The sequence below is a fragment of the Nonomuraea sp. NPDC049269 genome, from assembly GCF_043197155.1.
In the GTDB taxonomy this organism is placed as follows: Bacteria; Actinomycetota; Actinomycetes; order Streptosporangiales; family Streptosporangiaceae; genus Nonomuraea.
Genome location: NZ_JBICSO010000007.1, coordinates 802,502 through 819,217, shown reverse-complemented (window position 1 = coordinate 819,217; position 16,716 = coordinate 802,502). Strand labels below are relative to the sequence as shown.

The window sequence follows — 16,716 nt, the reverse complement described above, 5'->3', positions numbered from 1 at the left end:
GCCGCCGCCATCGACGGCGCGGGCTACTGGCGGGTCTTCCTCCAGGTGATCCTCCCGCTCTGCACCCCGGCCCTCGCCACGACCGGCATCTTCACTTTTATCTGGACGTGGAATGACTTCTTCAGTCAGAACCTTTACCTGACCAATTCCGACAATCTAACGGTGGCAGTAGCCCTCCGCTCCTTCCTAGACTCCAGTGGCGAGTCGTCGTGGGGCCCCATGTTCGCGATGTCGATCGTGTCACTGGGGCCGATCTTCGGCTTTTTTCTAGCCGGTCAGAAGTACCTGATCCGTGGTGTGGCGACCACCGGCCTGAAATAACACCCCCCAACGCTTGACCAGGAGGTAGTGCTGTGAAGCCCAGGATGAAGTGGACAGTCGCCCTGCTATCGGTGGCCGTGATGACGGCCGCCGCCGGCTGCGGCAGTGGTGGCGGCAAGTCGGCCGACGACAAGGTCCATCTCCGCTTCTCGTACTGGGGCAGCGACTCCCGGCAGAAGCTCACCGAGCAGGTGATCAAGAAGTTCGAGGAGAAGAACCCGACCATCGACGTCGAAGGCGACTTCTCCAACTGGGAGAGCTACTACGAGAAGCTCGCCACCAAGGTGGCCGCCAACGACGCGCCTGACGTGATCAGCATCGAGATCCGCGGCCTGAGCGAGTACGCGGGCCGTAACGCCCTGGCCGACCTGTCGGGCAAGGTGCCCACCGCCGACCTCGACCAGCAGGTGCTCACCAGCGGTCAGATCGACGGCAAGCAGTACGCCATCCCGACCGGCGTCAACACCTTCTCGATGCTCGCCAACTCGGCGGCGCTGGAGAAGGCCAAGCAGAAGCTGCCCGACGACAAGTCGTGGACCTGGGACGACTGGGTGAACATGGCCAAGCAGGTCACCGTGGCCGGCGGCGGCGTAGTCGGAGCCGAGTACAACTACAACCCCGCCTGGCTGCAGATCTTCGCGGCCCAGCGCGGCGAGAAGTTCTACGACGGCAACAAGATCGGGATCACCGCCGACACGCTGAAGGCGTGGTGGGCCATCCACCAGCAGCTCATCCAGACGAAGGGGGCCAGGGACGCCGCGAAGAGCGCCGAGCTGATCTCCTTGGGGCCTGAGCAGTCGCTGCTGGCCACCAACGCGGGCGCGATGGGCATGTGGTGGAGCAACCAGCTCAACGCCCTGTCCAAGGCGTCGGGCCAGGAGATGACCCTGTTGCGGATGCCCAAGGCCGCGGGCGCGACCACCGGCGGCATGTTCCTGCAACCCGCGATGTTCTACACGGCCTCCGCCAAGTCCGAGCACGCCACGGAAGCGGGCAAGTTCATCGACTTCATGGTCAACGACCCGGACGCGGCCGCGCTCCTGCTGAGCGACCGCGGCCTGCCGACCAACGCCAAGGTACTCGCCGCCGTCAAGGGCAAACTGCCGCCCGTCGACCAGAAGACGCTGACCTTCATCGCTGACGTCAAGAGCGAGCTGAGCCCGATCAGCGCCCCGCCGAAGGGCGCGCTCCAGATGGAGGACATCCTCAAGCGCAACAGCGAGGAGGTCCTCTTCGGCAAGACGTCGCCGGACGCCGGCGCGCAGAAGTTCCTGACCGAGGCCAACGCCGCTCTGGCCGGCTGAGGTCCGATCCCGGCTGGGGGTCCCGGCCCCCAGCCACCACTCCACGACTCGGGGAGAGAAGTTGAGCACCAGGTACGCCTTCGTCGGCCTCGGCCATCGCGCGCAGATGTACGTCGACGCCCTGCTGGGCGACTGGCGAGACACCGGTACGATCGCCGGCCTGTGCGACGTCAACCAGACGCGCATGAACTACTACGTCGAGCGCATCGGCCACCAGGTGCCGTGCTTCGGCCCCGATGAGTTCGGCAAGCTGCTGGAGCTGGCCGACGCCGTCGTGGTCACCACGGTGGACGCGACGCACGCCCGCTACGTCGTCGCCGCCCTCGACGCCGGGCTCGACGTCATCGTGGAGAAGCCCCTCACCATCGACGTCGAAGGCTGCGAGGCCATCGCCGCCGCCGCCGAGCGCAACCCGGGCAAGCTGGTGGTCACCTTCAACTACCGCTACTCGCCGCGTAACTCGGCGGTCAAGAAGCTCATCAGCGAAGGCGCGATCGGCGACGTCACCTCCGTGCACTTCGACTGGGCGCTCGACACCATCCACGGCGCCGACTACTTCCGGCGCTGGCACCGCGAGCGGGTCAACTCGGGCGGGCTGCTCGTCCACAAGTCCACCCACCACTTCGACCTGGTCAACTGGTGGCTCGCGGCGGCGCCCGAACTCGTCTTCGCCCAGACCGACCTGCGCTTCTACGGCCAGGCCCTGCCCCGGGGCCCGCGCCCCGCCCGCGGCCAGGGCGCGCCCGGCCTGGGCACCGACCCCTTCATCCTCGACATCTCCACCGATGAGCGGCTCAAGCGCCTCTATCTGGACGCCGAGCACGAGGACGGCTACATCCGCGACCAGGACGTCTTCGGGCCGGGTGTGACGATCGACGACAACATGTCGGTCCTGGTCCGCTACGCGAACCGGGCCATGCTCACTTACTCGCTCACCGCGCACGCCCCGTACGAGGGCTATCGCGTGGTGTTCAACGGCACGGAGGGCCGGATCGAGCTGGACGTCATCGAGCGGCCCTGGACCCCGGAGCACGCCGCGATCGACCCCAGCGCCGCGGGCAAGGAGCACTTGGCCGGCGCCGGGGAGAAGCTCATCCTGCACCGGCACTGGCAGGAGCGCGAGGAGATCGCCATCGAGCAGGGCGCGGGCGGCCACGGCGGCGGCGACCGGCTGCTGCTGGACGACGTCTTCCGCGGACCCGGCGACGACCCGCTCGGGCGCCCGGCCGGCTACCGCGACGGACTGCGGAGCGTGCTGGTCGGCGTGGCCGCCACCCGCTCGGCCGCCACCGGCGCCCCCGTCCGCCTCGCCGCCGACGGCACCCGCCTCGTAGGGGGTTGACCGGTGCGTGAGCTGCGCCATCTCGGAGAGTTCTCCGGCTTGGTCGAGCTCGCGGAGGGCCGGCGCGGACTGTTTCCCGACGCCGCGCCGGGCCCCGCGCTCAGGAAGGCCGCCCGCGAGGCCATCGGGACGCTCGACCTGGAGGCACGAGACGTCCGGGTCGAGCGCTCGTGGACGACGCGGGACCTCAGCGGCGAAGAGCTCTCCTGGTCGGTGGGCTTCGGCCCGCGTACCCACGCCTACCTGCTGAAGCCCCGCGACGCGCAGGGAAGGCTGCCCGGCGTGCTCGCGCTGCACTGCCACGCGGGCATGAAGTGGGCGGGCAAGGAGAAGATCGCGGACGGCCCCGAGCCGCCCACGCCCGAGGTGCGGCGGCTGCGCGAGCAGATCTACGGCGGCCGCGCCTACGCGGGCGAGCTCGCCAGGCGCGGCTTCGCCGTGCTCGTCCATGACGTGATCGGCTGGGGCAGCCGCCGGTTCGACCGGGCGGACATGCCCGAGCGGGTGCTCGCCCAGGCGGACGATCCCGCCATGTCCGAGGCGGACCGCTATGACGTCGCGGCCGGGCACCACGAGCACGTCCTGGAGAAGTACTGCACGCTGCTCGGCACGTCGCTGGCCGGCGTGGTGGCGGGCGAGGACCTCGCCGCCGCGGCCTACCTGCGGTCGCGCCCCGATATCGGACAGGTCGGATGCGTAGGGTTGTCAGGGGGCGGATTGCGCGCCGGGCTGCTCGGCGCGTTCGACCCCGGCGTCGCCGCGGTCGCCGTCGCCGCGATGGTCTCCAGCTACCGCGAACTCCTGGACGGCTACGTCGCCGGGCACACCTGGATGTTCTTCCCGCCCGGCCTGTCGCGCGTCTGCGACTGGCCGGCGCTGGTCGCCGCCCGCGCGCCCGAGCCGCTCCTGGTCCTGTACGGCGAGCGGGACCAGCTGTTCCCGCTCGCCGGGATGCGCGCGGCGCACGAGGCCATCGCGGGCCACCACCCGGACGGCGGCTACGAGGGCGTCTTCTTCGACGCCCCGCACGCCTTCGACGTCCCCATGCAGGAGCACGCCTTCACCTGGCTGGCCACCCACCTCAAGAGCGAGCCGTCCGACACGAGCAGCTAGCCGTCGGCCTCCAGCGCCAGCTCGGCCGCCTCGGAGGCGGACAGGCGCCCGTCGGCCACCACCACGGACACGTGCCGGATCAGCTCGTCCTCGAAGACCAGCGGCGTGTCCCAGGCCAGCGCGGTGCCCACACCGGGATACTGCGCCACCCGGACGAACCACGGATCGTCCCCCGCCCGGGCGAACACCAGCGTCCAGTCCTCGCCCGCCAGCGCCAGCCACGGCTCCCGGGAGCCGTGGACCAGCTCCTCGCCCTCGGCCGCGCCGGTGAACACCCGCAACCCCCGCGAGGCCGCCGGCGCCCGCCAGAAGAACCCGCCGTAGCCCGCCCCGGCCCGGCCCTTGGTCGCCGAGCTCTGGATCGTCAGCGGCGCGCCCGTGAGATTGCGCAGCGTGAAGCCGAAGTCCAGCGCCCAGCCCCGTGACAGCGGGACGGCCCGCACGGACCGCTCCTCACGCACCACCGGGTCCTCGCCGGGCCGCTGCCACAGCAGCGTCTCGGCGAAGCCCGAGGCGTCGCGCCCGGTGAAGGACACGTGCCGCTGCGTCCCGTGGTCGTCGAGCCATTGCGGCCCCTGGTCCCTGACGAACGTGCGCCCGCCCCAGAAGTTGCGCCCGCCGACGTCCGTGACGGCCACCCCGGCACCGAGATGGTGCGGATGGTCCGCCGGCCGCACCTCGGTCACCACCGTGCCGCCCAGCGTGCGCACCGGGTGGAGGTAGGGCCGCGGAGCCGCGGTGATCGGCAGGTCGGGCCGCGTGACGTACTCGGCCACCACCCGGTCCGCCACCATGAGCGGCACGGCCCAGCTCACGCCCAGCTCGGAGAAGAGCTCCAGCCGGTCCGCGCAGGTCTCGACCAACTGGGCGATGCCGGGCAGCGCCGGTCCTTCGCCCGAAAGGTCCTGGTGGTCCGCGGCGATCGGCAGCGGGTCGGGCGCGACCCTGATGGCCTCCAGGACCTCCATGAACGCCCCCGTCCGGTGGATCGGCACGATCAGCGGGGCTCCGGCGCGTACGTGCTCGACGAGGTTCTCCAGCAGGTCGGCGCGAGGGAAGCGACGTACGGGGCCGTCGCCGACGCGGACCTCGTCCACCGTGTACGTGAAGGTGATCTTGCCGCGCTCGCCGTGGACGACCACGTACGGCTCGTCGCGGCCGGTGGCGCAGAGCGTCACGGCGGCCACGATCGGCGGCCCGTCCGCCAGGTGGATCCGGATGGCCGAGGTGTCGTCCGACTCGATGGCGTTGGCGTGGAACAGCTCCGCCTCGACCGAGGTGACCGCGCCGCGTTCCTCGGCGCCCGCCACGGCGAGGGCGGTGGCGACGGCGTGCGCGAACGGGTTGGTGAGCGCGCCGTCCACGATGTCCACACCGTCGAGCCGACGCCGGCCCGACCAGGAGCTGCGGGTGAAGTAGGAGGCGGGCCGCGGCCACGCCCCCGCCACCCCGATGCCGGTCACGGGCCCGATCGTGTCCTCGGCGATCAGCCGGCGCACCTCCGGCAGGGCGGCGGACGCGAGGCTCTGGAAGCCCACCTGGCAGGCGAGACCGGCCTCGGCGGCGGCCCGCTCCATCCGCTCGAAGTCGGCGAGCGTGGCCGCCGTCGGCTTCTCCACCAGCACGTGCGCGCCCGCCGCCAGCGCCGCCAGCGCCAGGTCGGCGTGCGTCGGGATCGGGGTGGCCAGGATCGCGATCCGCGCCCCGGTCCGCTTGATCAGCTCGGGCAGGTCGGCGGAGAACTCCGGCGTGCCGAGCCCCTCGAGGTCTTCGGGGGAGACCGGCCGCACGTCGCAGATGCCGGCCAGCTCGACCTGGCCGGCCAGGCGACGCAGCCGGTTCAGGTAGTGGGCGCCGAATCCGTGCGCTCCGGCGAGTACGACCCGCATGCTCATCTCCAGTGGAGGCCGAGCCCCCGGTGCTCTCCGACGCGTACTTTCGCGTCGCTCACGTGGACGGGGTACGGCTCGGCCAGCAGCCCCAGCGCGGCGAACGAGGCGTCCTCGACCTCCTCGGCCATGCACGGCAGCGGCAGGGCCAGCGCGAGCTGCGCCGACAGGTCGGGCAGCAGGTGCGGGTAGACCGGCACGTCGAAGGCCCGCGCCAGCTCGGTGATGCGCAGGAACGGGGTGATGCCGCCCACCCTGACCACGTTGGGCTGCACGATGTCGCAGGCCCCCGCCGTCAGCAGGTCACGGAAGCCGTAGACGGTGTAGACGTTCTCGCCGACCGCGATGGGCACGTCCACGGACCGCCTCAGCTCCACGTGCGCGGCGACGTCGTCGGCGGGCAGCGGCTCCTCCAGCCAGTGCAGGTCGTACGGGGCCAGCGCCTCGACCGCGCGGCGGGCCCGGTGCAGGTCCCAGCGCTGGTTGGCGTCGATCATCAGCAGCGTGCCGGGGCCGACGACCTCGCGGACCGCGGCCACCCGCTCGACGTCCTCGGCGAGGTCGGGCCGGCCCACCTTCATCTTGATCCCGGGATAGCCCGCGGCCTTCCACCGCCCGGCCTGGGCGACCAGCTCCTCCAGCGAGTAGTGCAGGTTCACGCCGCTGCCGTACACCGGCACCGTGTCCCTGCGCCGGCCCAGCACGTCGGCCAGGCCGCGCTCGCCGCAGCGCAGATCCCACAGCGCCAGGTCCACCCCGGCCAGCGCGACCGTGGTGATCCCGCCGGGCCCCGCCTCGCGCAGGTGCCGCCAGAGCCGGTCCCACACGACTTCGGGGTGCGGGTCCAGGCCGATGACGGCCTCGCGGATGTCGTGCTCCAGCAACGCCTGTACGGCCCGCGCGCCGATCTGCGGCGTCCAGGAGAACCCGGTCCCCGTCCGGCCGTCGGCCAGCGTGATCTCCACCACCATGACGTGGTTGGCGGGCACGTCGGGACCCCACGGCCTGGGTAGCCGGGCCGTGTGAGCGCTCACTTTCAGGTCGCTGATCATGAGCTGCCCGCCAGCGACCGTCCGTGTTCGATCAGGGCCTTGAGCTCGGCCACGTGCTCCGGAGAAGCGTCGACCAGCGGCGGGCGCACCGGGCCCGCGTCCAGGCCGCCGAGGCGTACCCCGGCCTTGACCAGGGAGACGGCGTAGCCGGGGACCTTGGAGCGGAGCCGGACGAGCGGCTCGTAGAACTCGGTGAGCAGGTGGTCGGCGCCGTTCATGAACGCGGTGGCGATCTCCGGCGCGAAGGCGAAGACGGCGGAGGAGTAGAGCTCCACGCCGATCCCGCGGTAGGCGCCCATCGTCAGCTCGGCCGTCGGCAGCCCGTTGAAGAACCGGAAGTCGTCGCCGATCTCCCTGCGCACGGCCAGCACGGTGCGCTGGATGAGGTCGATGTCGCCCAGGCCGTCCTTGAGGCCGATCACGCCCGGGATCCTGGCCAGCGCCACGACCTGCTCGGGGGTCGGCGCCACCGAGCCGCGCTGGTAGATGATGACCGGCAGGATCGCCGCGACAGCGCGTACGTAGGCGGCGAAGCCCTCGACGGTGCCCGTGGCCAGGTATGGGGGCATGAGCAGGAGGCCGTCGGCGCCCGCCTCGCGGGCCGCGCGGGCCTGGCTGAGCGCCGAGCCGAGCGGGCCGCCGGCGCCCGCGAACACCGGCACCTGGCCGGCCGTGGTCTCGACGGCCACCCGGACGGCTGCGGCGTGCTCCGACTCGGACAGCGCGGGGAACTCGCCCGTGCCGCAGGCCGCGAACACCGCGCCGGGCCGGTGTTCGAGCCCGCGCCTGATGTGCTCGGCCAGCACCTCCTCGGCCAGCCCGTGGGCGGGGTCGAAGGGGGTGACGGGGAAGAAGAGGACTCCGCTGAGATTCATCCGGTCTCCAGTTCGGTGCGCCAGGAGCGCTTGGGGGTCCAGCCCAGCATCCGCCCGGCCTTGGCGGAGGTGAAGGCGGGAGCGGTCCCGGTCAGGTTCGCGGCCGCGGCGGTGGTCGAGGGGATGACGGCGGGGAGCACCTCCGCCAGTGGCTCGCGGGCCAGCGCGTCGGCCGCCCCCGCGAAGAACACCTCGCCGTTGGGCAGGTCGGGCAGGCGGTCGAGAAGCACGGCGATCAGATCGGAGGCGTCCCGGGCGTCGAGGTAGTTGAACAGCGAGACCCCGGCGATGTCCGGCCGGTCCAGCCGTTCGACGATCGTGTGGCCCGACTGGGTCGGAGCGCCCGCCCAGTCTTCCGGAGCCACCACGAAGCACGGCCGCACCGCCGCGAACCGCGTCTGAGAGCCGCCGCGGGCGAACGCCGCCATCGTCTGTTCGGCCACGAGCTTGGACAGGCTGTAGGCGTTCGAGGGCGCGACGGGGTGTTCCTCGTCGATGGGCAGGTAACTGGGCGCCCAGCCGCCGGGCGAGCCGTAGCCGATGACGGTGGGGCTGCTGGCCACCACCACCTTGCCGACGCCGGTGTTGCTCGCGGCCTGGCACACGTTGAAGGCGAGCTGGGTGTTGGTACGGAAGGTCAGCCCGTCGGTACGGCTGAACGGGGTCGCGATCGCGGCCAGGTGGATCACCGCGTCGGGCCGGAAGCGGGCCATGACGTCATACGCCTCGCCCAGGTTCGTCAGGTCGGCGGGCAGGGTGACCGCGGCCTCGGCGGGAGTGCCCGGGACGGCGTCGATGCCGACCACCTCATGACCGGCCTGGGCCAAGGAGACGACCACGCTGCGCCCTAGCCGACCGGCGCTGCCGGTCACCAGTGTTCGTGTCATCGGTCGTTCACCACTCCTGCGTTGGATACGGCAACCGGTTGCAGAAAGTATCGAGGCGAGGCCGGGAGAACGTCAAGCGGCCGGTCCTCTTCCGGCCAGGCTGTTTGCCCATATGAAGAGATATGGTGGGGATTTAGCTGAAAAATCCGGCGGCAATGGCTGATTGACAGCGATACAAACGATTGCACTAAAGTACTAAGCACGGTCGGAGGAGGCCAAGCGTGGCGGTGACGATTCGTGACGTGGCTGAGGCGTCGGGCGTGCATGTGTCCACGGTGTCCCGGGCGTTCTCCGCGCCCCACCTGGTCAATCCCGAGACACGCACCCGCGTGCTCGCCATCGCCGAGGATCTCGGCTACCGGCCCAACCGCGCCGCGCGGGCGCTGACCACGGGCCGCACCCACAACATCGGCCTCATCGTGGCCGACATCGCCAACCCCTTCTTCCCGCCGCTGATCAAGGCTGCCCAGGCGCAGGCCAGGCTCCGCGACTACCACGTGTTCGTGGCCGACACCGACGAGGACCCGCAGGTGGAGGAGGATCTGATCCAGACCCTCACCAAGCAGGTCGACGGCGTGCTGCTGTGCAGCCCGCGCCTGACGAACCGGACGATAGAGCGCCTGCGCGAGGAGGTGCCCTTCGTCGTGGTGAACCGCCGGGCCAAGGGCCTGCCGACCGTGCTCATGGACGTGGGCCGTGGCGCCAGGCTGGCCGTCGAGCATCTCACCGCGCTCGGGCACCGCCGCCTCGCGCTGGTCACCGGGCCCAGCGGGTCGTGGACCAGCAAGGAGATGCAGGAGGCGGCGGCCGCGATGAACGACGTGGACGTCGTCTTCCTCGGCCCCAACCCGCCGACGGAGCAGGGCGGCCTGGCGGCGGCCACCGACGTCATCGCCTCCGGCGCGACGGGCGTGCTGGCCTACAACGACCTGGTCGCCATCGGCCTCATCGAAGGACTCGCCGAGCGGGGCAAGAACGTCCCCGGCGACGTCAGCGTGATCGGCGTGGACGACATCGTGCCGGGCCGGCTGAGCCGCCCGAAGCTGACGACGATCGCCATGCCCACCGCCGCCGCCGGCCGGATCGCCGTCGACCTGCTGCTCCAGTCCGTCGACTCGGCGGCCACCGCCGCCGCCACGATGCTGGAGACCGCCCTGATCGTCCGCGAGTCCACGGGAAAGGCACCCAAATGATCTTCGGAACGCTGCCGTCTGGTGAACAGGTCGAGCGTGTCGAGCTGTCCTCGGGACGGCTGCGCGCCAGCGTGCTCAGTTACGGCGCCATCCTGCAGTCGCTGGAGGTCTCGGGCGTCAATGTGGTGCTCGGGCTGACCACGCTGGAGGATTACCTGACCCGCAGCCGCTACTTCGGCGCCGTCGTCGGCAGGTACGGCAACCGCATCGCCGGCGGCCGCTTCACCCTCGACGGAGCCGAACACCGCCTGCCGCTCAACAACGGGCCCAACAGCCTGCACGGCGGTGACCACGGCTTCGACCGCAAGGTGTGGACGATCTCCGAGGCCACCGGCTCCTCCGTGACGCTCACGGTGATCAGCCCCGACGGCGACCAGGGCTACCCGGGCACGCTGACCGCCTCGATCACCTACACGCTCGAAGACGACGCCCTGCGCCTCGACTACACGGCCGAGACCGACGCGCCGACCGTCGTCAACCTCACCAACCACTCCTACTTCAACCTCGCGGGCGGCGGCGACGTGCTCGGGCACGTGATCCAGATCGACGCCGAGCACTACCTGCCCGTCGACGAGCACAAGATCCCCACCGGCGAGCCGACGCCGGTCAAGGGCACGGAGTTCGACTTCACCACGCCGCACGCGGTGGGCGAGCGCTACGACGGCGGCTATGACCACTGCTACGTGCTCGACGGCGGCATCCGGGTGACCGAGCCGGGCGGCGGCCTGACCATGGAGGTCACGACCACCGAGCCGGGCGTCCAGTTCTACGCGGGTGGCATGCTCGACGGCGTCGCCACGCCGTACGGACCGCACGCGGGTCTCTGCCTGGAGACGCAGCACTTCCCCGACTCGCCCAACCAGCCGCGGTTCCCGTCGACCGTGGTCAGGCCGGGCGAAAACCGCACCTCCACCACCACCTACAGGTTCACCGCCTGACCCGCGCGCAGCGCGGTCGTGGCCCGGAGCACCAGCAGCGCCACGTCGTCATGTGACGGCTCGGAGGCGAACGACTCGACCGCCTGCCGGATCCGCTCGGCCACGGCGTGCGCGCTCAGCCCCGAGCAGCCCGACAGGATCGCGGTCAGCCCGTCGTCGTCATCGAGCAGCCGGTCGCCGTCGCGCCGCTCGGTGACGCCGTCGGTGACGCACAGGAGCAACTCCTCGGGCAGCAGCTCGAACGACTCGGTGTAGAACCGCGCGCCGCCGTCGACGCCCAGCAGCAACTGCGAGGTGGCGACGGGCACGACCTCGCCGTTCGCGCGCAGCAGCAGGGGCACGGGATGGCCCGCGGAGGCCAGGGTGCACAGCGCGCCGCCCTGGGGCAGCGGCGTCAGCTGGCCGCAGAGCAGGCTGAGGAAGCGGCCGTCCTCGCCCTCGTCGAGCAGCGTCCGGTTGAGCCGGTCGAGGATGTCGGCCACCGTGTAGTGCTCCTTGGCCAGCAGCCGTACGGCGTGGCGGGCCAGCCCGGTCACGGCGGCGGCCTCCGGGCCGCTGCCGCACACGTCGCCGAGGGCGAAGCACCAGTGGTCGCCGACGGCGAACAGGTCGTAGAAGTCGCCGCCGACGTCCGCGCCCTCTTCCGCCGGCTCGTAGACGACCGCGGACTCCAGCCCCGGCATCGGCGCGACCCGCATGGGCAGCAGGCTGCGCTGCAGCACCCGCGACGTGGTCGCCTGCCGCGAGTAGAGCATGGCCGTGTGGAGGTTGAGCGCCACCAGGCGGCACAGGTCGGCGAGCAGGTCGGCCAGCTCCAGCGGCAGGGTCGGCTCGATGCGCCCGATCACCAGCGCGCCGTGCGAGCGGCCCTGGGTCATCAGCGGGAACGACAGCACGCTCTCCGGCCCGACTGGCCAGGTCACCTCGCCCAGCGTCGAACGCGGGATGACGGGCAGGGCCTTGCGCAGGTCGGCGTTGTGGTGCTCCTCGCTGTGCCACACGTGCGCGAGCCTGGTCATGCCCGCCAGGTCGGTCAGGTAGACCGCCGCCCAGGTGGCGATCTTGGGCACCACGAGCTGAGCCGTCAGGGCCGCGATCAGCTCCTCGTCGTGCACGCCCGCGAGCAGTTCGCCGGCCTCGGCGAGGAACGACAGCCGGCCCCGATGAGCCCGGTCCTGCTCGGCCAGTCGCTCGCGTTGCACGGTCGCCGCGACCTGGTCCGCGATGTGCTGCAGGCTCGCGGTGAGCGCCTGGTCGAACCGGCCGGGCTCGGCGGCCGTCACCACGAGGTAGCCGGTCACCTCGCCCGCCACGATGAGCGGCGCGCACGCCAGTGACCGGGCCTGGAGCCGCTGAGCCAGCTCGACGTCGGCGGCCAGCAGGTCCTCGACCATCGCGGGGGCCTTCTGCTCCGTGCTGAACACGCCGGCGGCCACCACGCCCACCAGCCCCGCCGTCGACCCCGCGCCCGCCACGACGCCGAACCGGTTGCCGCCCTCGGCCCGCACCAGGACGTAGGCGGCGTCGCCCCCGCTGGACAACTGGACGATCTGCGCGATCGTGTCGAGCAGCTCGTCGAGCGGCATCTCGCGGTCGAGCAGGTCCTTGATCCGCCCGCCCGGCTCCCGCTTGAACGAGGCGGGCGGGGAGGCCAGTACGTACCGGTGCTCGTTGGAGACCACCATCCAGATCGACCGGCGGTCCTGCGCGCGGCCGTCGGTGCGCAGATGGGAGATGTAGACCGGGAGCAGGCCGCCGTCGAGGCGCCGCATCCTGGACTCGCCGCGCCAGCGGCCGAGGCCGAGCGTGTCCGACAGGGACAGCGCGCACGGGCCGTGCCTGCGCCAGGCGACCAGCTCCGCCAGCGGTCTGCCGGTGACCTCGGCGGCGGGCCAGCCGAGCAGTGCCTCGGCCTCACAGTTCCAGGTGACGATCCGGCCCTCGTGGTCGCTCACGACGACCGCGAGGTGCAGGCTCTCCGTGGACGTCGCGATCGCGGCGGGCGCCGGAGCGGGGATCCTGGAGGCGCTCTCGTGCCCGCACGCCTTGTCGAGCTCCATGCGGAACCAGACCCGCTTGGCGGTGCCCGTGTACGTGACGCCCCAGGCGTCGGCGAGCATGCCCGCCAGCACGAGGCCACGCCCCGTGGTGGCCGTGCCGCCGGGCGCCGGCGAGTCGGGGGCCGGCACGATCCGGGTCGGGTGGTGGTCGTCGACCTCGATCTCCAGCCTGGTCGGGATGGCGTTCGGGTCCAGCCGGCAGGTCAGCTCCAGCCCCGTGCCCGCATGGACCACGGCGTTGGTGACGAGTTCGCTGGTCAGCAGCACGGCGTCTTCGGCCAGGTGGCTCAGTTGCCATTCGCCCAGCACCTGGCGTACGAAGCGTCGTGCGGCCGCGGGGGCCTGGGGGGTGCCGTCGAAGGCTGTGCTCGACACGCGGGTCGTGTCCACTGTGCGTCCTAGAACATCACTCGATGTGGCAGTTCGGTCACTCTCAGAGTGGCAGACTGTGGGGCTTCATTACCCCCAGTTGCGAAGAAGGCCGCCATCGTCGCGCTGTTGGACCCCGGAGGGCGCCGCATGAATCGCCAGGTAAAGATCCTTTTGGTGGACGACAAGGACGAGAGTCTGGTCGCGCTGGAGGCCGTCTTACGCCCGCTCCAGCAGCAACTGTTCAAGGCCAGATCGGGGCAGGAGGCCATGAAGCTGATGCTCCGGCACGACTTCGCGGTGGTGCTGCTGGACGTGCTCATGCCCGGCATGGACGGCTTCGAGACAGCGACCCACATCAAGCGGTTCGACCAGGCGCGTGACGTGCCCATCATCTTCCTGACCAGCACCGAGCCCGGATCCGACGTCGCGTTCCGCGGCTACGCCGTGGGCGCGGTCGACTACATCGCCAAGCCGTTCGATCCGTGGGTGGTGCGCTCCAAGGTCGCGGTCTTCATCGAGCTGTTCCGCAAGAACGCGATGCTGAGTGATCTCCTGCCGAACGCCACGGCGCTGTCGAGGAACGCGCAGGCGCTGTCCGGCTTCGCCGACCGCCTCGGCGCCGTCGAGGCGCGGCTCGACGAACTGGCGGACTCCTGCTCCGACGACGAGGGCTTGCGAGGCGCCGTCCAGGATCTGGTCGACCTGGTGGCGCACATGCAGGCGGCCTTCGACTCGGTTCGGCTGTGAGCGGCCTGGGGTAGGAGAGCTTTCGCGCACCTCGGCGAGCCTGAGTGCGTTGCGCGGTGTCTCCGTCGTACCTTTGGCATCATGGCCACCCGTACGCCGAAAAGCGCATCGAAGGGGCCGGCGAAGCGGTCGACCTCCGCCCGCTCGACCCCCGCCAAGCGCGGATCCAGCTCGACCGGGCGGCCGAGGGCGAAGGGGGCCACGTCGGCTCGTAAGCCGTCCTTGACTCACCCGGATCCGATCAGCTGGGTCTTCACGATGATCGGCAAACTGATCGTCGGACTCTGGATGCTGCTCGCCAACGGCATCGGCAGCACGGCGCGGGCACTCGGCAAGAACGCGCGCGACCTCGATCCCGCGCACCGGCGCGACGGGGTGGGCCTGTCCGTGCTCGCCGGCGCCATCGTGATGGCGGCGATGACCTGGCGTCGAGCCGACAGCGCGGTCTCCGGTGTGGTCAACGTCACCGTGCACAGCGTGTTCGGGTCGCTGGCGTGGGCGATCCCGCTGCTGCTCGGCCTGCTCGCCTGGCGCTACCTGCGCCACCCCGACCAGAACGCCGACACCGGACGGATGGTGATCGGGTGGAGCGCGCTGCTCGTCGGCGTGCTCGGTGTCATCCACGTGGCCAACGACACGCCCTACCCGGCGGGCACCGCCAACGACGGCATGGACCGGGTGTCGCAGGCGGGCGGCATCATCGGGTTCATCGTCTCGGCGCCGCCGATGAGCATCCTGCCGGCCTGGATCACGATCCCGCTGCTGCTGATCATGTCGGGCTTCGGCGTGCTGGTCATCACGGCCACGCCCGTCCACCGCATCCCGGAGCGGCTGTCCGAGCTCAAGCACCTGCTGTTCGAACGGCACGCGCCCGCCGATCAGGCGGCGGCGCCCGTCAGGAAGCGGCCCAGGGCCAAGAAGGCCGAGGTGGACGACAAGGGCGAGCTGATCAAGCCGTTCGACACGCCGGTGCTCTCCGAGCAGGACAAGCGCGCCGACCACTCGCCCGAGATCGTGCCCGGGCTGGTGGACGAGGAGGAGCCGCCGGCGTCGGTCAGGAAGCCCGAGCCGCCGGAGCCCACCCCCGCGCCCCGCAAGGTCGAGCAACTGGTGCTGTCGCCGCAGGCCGGGCCGTACAGCCTGCCTGATCTGCAGTTCCTCAAGCCGGGCAGCGCGCCCAAGCCGCAGACCAAGGCCAACACCATCGTCGTCAACGCGCTGACCAGCGTCCTTGAGCAGTTCATCATCGACGCGCAGGTGATCGGGTTCACCCGCGGCCCGACCGTGACCCGCTACGAGATCGAGCTGGGGCCCGCGGTCAAGGTGGAGAAGGTCACGGCGCTCACCAAGAACATCGCTTATGCCGTTAAATCGGCAGATGTCAGGATCTTGTCGCCGATTCCGGGGAAGTCGGCGATCGGGGTGGAGATCCCGAACGCGGACAAGGACCTGGTCTCCCTGGGTGACGTGCTGAACTCCAAGGTGGCCCAGGGCGACCACCACCCGATGATCGTGGGACTGGGCAAGGACGTCGAGGGGCGCACGATCGTGGCGAACCTCGCCAAGATGCCCCACCTGCTCATCGCGGGCGCCACCGGCGCCGGCAAGTCGGTCTGCGTCAACGGCCTGATCACCTCCATCCTGATGCGCGCCACGCCCGACGAGGTACGCATGGTGCTCGTCGACCCCAAGCGGGTGGAGCTGTCGGTCTACGAGGGCATCCCTCACCTGATCACGCCCATCATCACCAACCCGAAGAAGGCCGCGGAGGCCCTCGAATGGGTGGTGGGGGAGATGGACCGCCGCTACGACGACTTGGCCGCCAGCGGGTTCCGGCACGTCGACGAGTTCAACAAGGCCGTGCGGGCCGGGAAGCTGCAGCCGCCGCCGGGCAGCGAGCGGGTCTACCAGCCCTACCCGTACCTGCTGGTGATCGTCGACGAGCTGGCCGACCTGATGATGGTCGCCCCGCGTGACGTCGAGGACTCCATCGTGCGCATCACGCAGCTCGCCCGCGCGGCCGGCATCCACCTGGTCATCGCCACGCAGCGGCCGTCGGTCGACGTGGTCACCGGCCTGATCAAGGCGAACGTGCCCTCGCGGCTGGCGTTCGCCGTGTCGAGCCTCACCGACTCGCGGGTCATCCTCGACCAGCCCGGCGCCGACAAGCTCATCGGCCAGGGTGACGCGCTGTTCCTGCCGATGGGCGCCAGCAAGCCCATCCGGATCCAGAACGCGTTCGTGTCGGAGAAGGAGATCGCCGAGATCGTCACGCACTGCAAGACGCAGATGCAGGCCGAGTACCGCGACGACGTCGCCGCGGCGCCGGCCAAGCGGGAGATCGACGGTGACATCGGTGACGACCTCGACCTGCTCGTCCAGGCGGCCGAGCTGATCGTGACGACGCAGTTCGGCTCGACCTCGATGCTGCAGCGCAAGCTCCGCGTCGGCTTCGCCAAGGCGGGCCGGCTCATGGACCTGCTGGAAAGTCGCAACGTGGTCGGCCCCAGCGAGGGTTCGAAGGCTCGCGAAGTGATCGTGAAGCCTGACGAGCTCGCCGGTTTGCTCGCCGACTTGCGTGGCGAATGACCCCAATGCACGTTCGCCCGACGACTACTGATTG

The 16,716-nt window shown here is 70.8% G+C and carries 13 protein-coding genes; 8 read left to right on the top strand and 5 right to left on the bottom strand.

Translation table 11 applies throughout. The features are described from left to right. The 4 genes from ACGFNP_RS39330 to ACGFNP_RS39315 all read left to right on the top strand — a co-directional run. Positions 1 to 321: ABC transporter permease subunit (locus tag ACGFNP_RS39330; RefSeq protein WP_358336102.1), on the top strand; the 321-nt coding region annotated here is incomplete at its 5' end. A gap of 44 nt (positions 322 to 365) precedes the next feature. Beyond that, positions 366 to 1,625: an extracellular solute-binding protein gene (locus ACGFNP_RS39325; RefSeq protein ID WP_358336105.1), complete on the top strand. Its 1,260-nt coding sequence runs from the start codon at positions 366 to 368 to the stop codon at positions 1,623 to 1,625. Positions 1,626 to 1,686: 61 nt separating this feature from the next. After that, the gene (locus ACGFNP_RS39320) at positions 1,687 to 2,967 is read left to right on the top strand and encodes a Gfo/Idh/MocA family oxidoreductase (protein WP_358336107.1); all 1,281 of its coding nucleotides are present in this window, start codon (positions 1,687 to 1,689) and stop codon (positions 2,965 to 2,967) included. Between the two features lie 3 nt (positions 2,968 to 2,970). After that, the gene (locus ACGFNP_RS39315) at positions 2,971 to 4,080 is read left to right on the top strand and encodes a hypothetical protein (protein ID WP_393327486.1); all 1,110 of its coding nucleotides are present in this window, start codon (positions 2,971 to 2,973) and stop codon (positions 4,078 to 4,080) included. Here ACGFNP_RS39315 and ACGFNP_RS39310 read toward each other — a convergent pair. The 4 genes from ACGFNP_RS39310 to ACGFNP_RS39295 are packed head-to-tail and all read right to left on the bottom strand — an operon-like array spanning position 4,077 to position 8,783. Continuing rightward, positions 4,077 to 5,969 carry a DUF6807 family protein gene (locus tag ACGFNP_RS39310; RefSeq protein WP_393327484.1) on the bottom strand — a complete coding sequence of 631 codons (1,893 nt, stop codon included), beginning with the start codon at positions 5,967 to 5,969 and terminating at the stop codon, positions 4,077 to 4,079. The genes ACGFNP_RS39315 and ACGFNP_RS39310 overlap by 4 nt on opposite strands. A 2-nt stretch (positions 5,970 to 5,971) precedes the next feature. Next, positions 5,972 to 7,021, bottom strand: coding sequence for a mandelate racemase/muconate lactonizing enzyme family protein (locus ACGFNP_RS39305; protein WP_393327481.1), 1,050 nt, complete (start codon positions 7,019 to 7,021; stop codon positions 5,972 to 5,974). Next, complete coding sequence (locus tag ACGFNP_RS39300) at positions 7,018 to 7,896, bottom strand: 5-dehydro-4-deoxyglucarate dehydratase (RefSeq protein WP_358336118.1); 879 nt, start codon at positions 7,894 to 7,896, stop codon at positions 7,018 to 7,020. Before ACGFNP_RS39300 ends, ACGFNP_RS39305 begins: the two co-directional genes overlap by 4 nt. Beyond that, positions 7,893 to 8,783: an NAD-dependent epimerase/dehydratase family protein gene (locus tag ACGFNP_RS39295; RefSeq protein ID WP_393327477.1), complete on the bottom strand. Its 891-nt coding sequence runs from the start codon at positions 8,781 to 8,783 to the stop codon at positions 7,893 to 7,895. The genes ACGFNP_RS39300 and ACGFNP_RS39295 overlap by 4 nt, the downstream gene beginning before the upstream one ends. 221 nt (positions 8,784 to 9,004) lie before the next feature. Here ACGFNP_RS39295 and ACGFNP_RS39290 point away from each other — a divergent pair, with 221 nt between their 5' ends. Together ACGFNP_RS39290 and ACGFNP_RS39285 are read left to right on the top strand one after the other, a co-directional pair. Then, on the top strand, positions 9,005 to 9,976 hold the full coding sequence (locus ACGFNP_RS39290) for a LacI family DNA-binding transcriptional regulator (RefSeq protein ID WP_393327474.1): 972 nt from the start codon (positions 9,005 to 9,007) through the stop codon (positions 9,974 to 9,976). After that, positions 9,973 to 10,914: an aldose epimerase family protein gene (locus tag ACGFNP_RS39285; protein WP_393327472.1), complete on the top strand. Its 942-nt coding sequence runs from the start codon at positions 9,973 to 9,975 to the stop codon at positions 10,912 to 10,914. Before ACGFNP_RS39290 ends, ACGFNP_RS39285 begins: the two co-directional genes overlap by 4 nt. Here the strand turns inward: ACGFNP_RS39285 and ACGFNP_RS39280 are convergent. Beyond that, positions 10,896 to 13,364: a SpoIIE family protein phosphatase gene (locus ACGFNP_RS39280; protein WP_358336130.1), complete on the bottom strand. Its 2,469-nt coding sequence runs from the start codon at positions 13,362 to 13,364 to the stop codon at positions 10,896 to 10,898. The two genes, ACGFNP_RS39285 and ACGFNP_RS39280, sit on opposite strands and share 19 nt — an antisense overlap. 129 nt (positions 13,365 to 13,493) lie before the next feature. Here ACGFNP_RS39280 and ACGFNP_RS39275 point away from each other — a divergent pair, with 129 nt between their 5' ends. Beyond that, positions 13,494 to 14,093, top strand: a complete 600-nt coding sequence (locus ACGFNP_RS39275; protein WP_358336133.1) for a response regulator — start codon at positions 13,494 to 13,496, stop codon at positions 14,091 to 14,093. A gap of 81 nt (positions 14,094 to 14,174) precedes the next feature. Next, positions 14,175 to 16,682, top strand: coding sequence for a DNA translocase FtsK 4TM domain-containing protein (locus tag ACGFNP_RS39270; protein ID WP_358336136.1), 2,508 nt, complete (start codon positions 14,175 to 14,177; stop codon positions 16,680 to 16,682). The last annotated feature ends 34 nt before the right edge of the window (positions 16,683 to 16,716 follow it).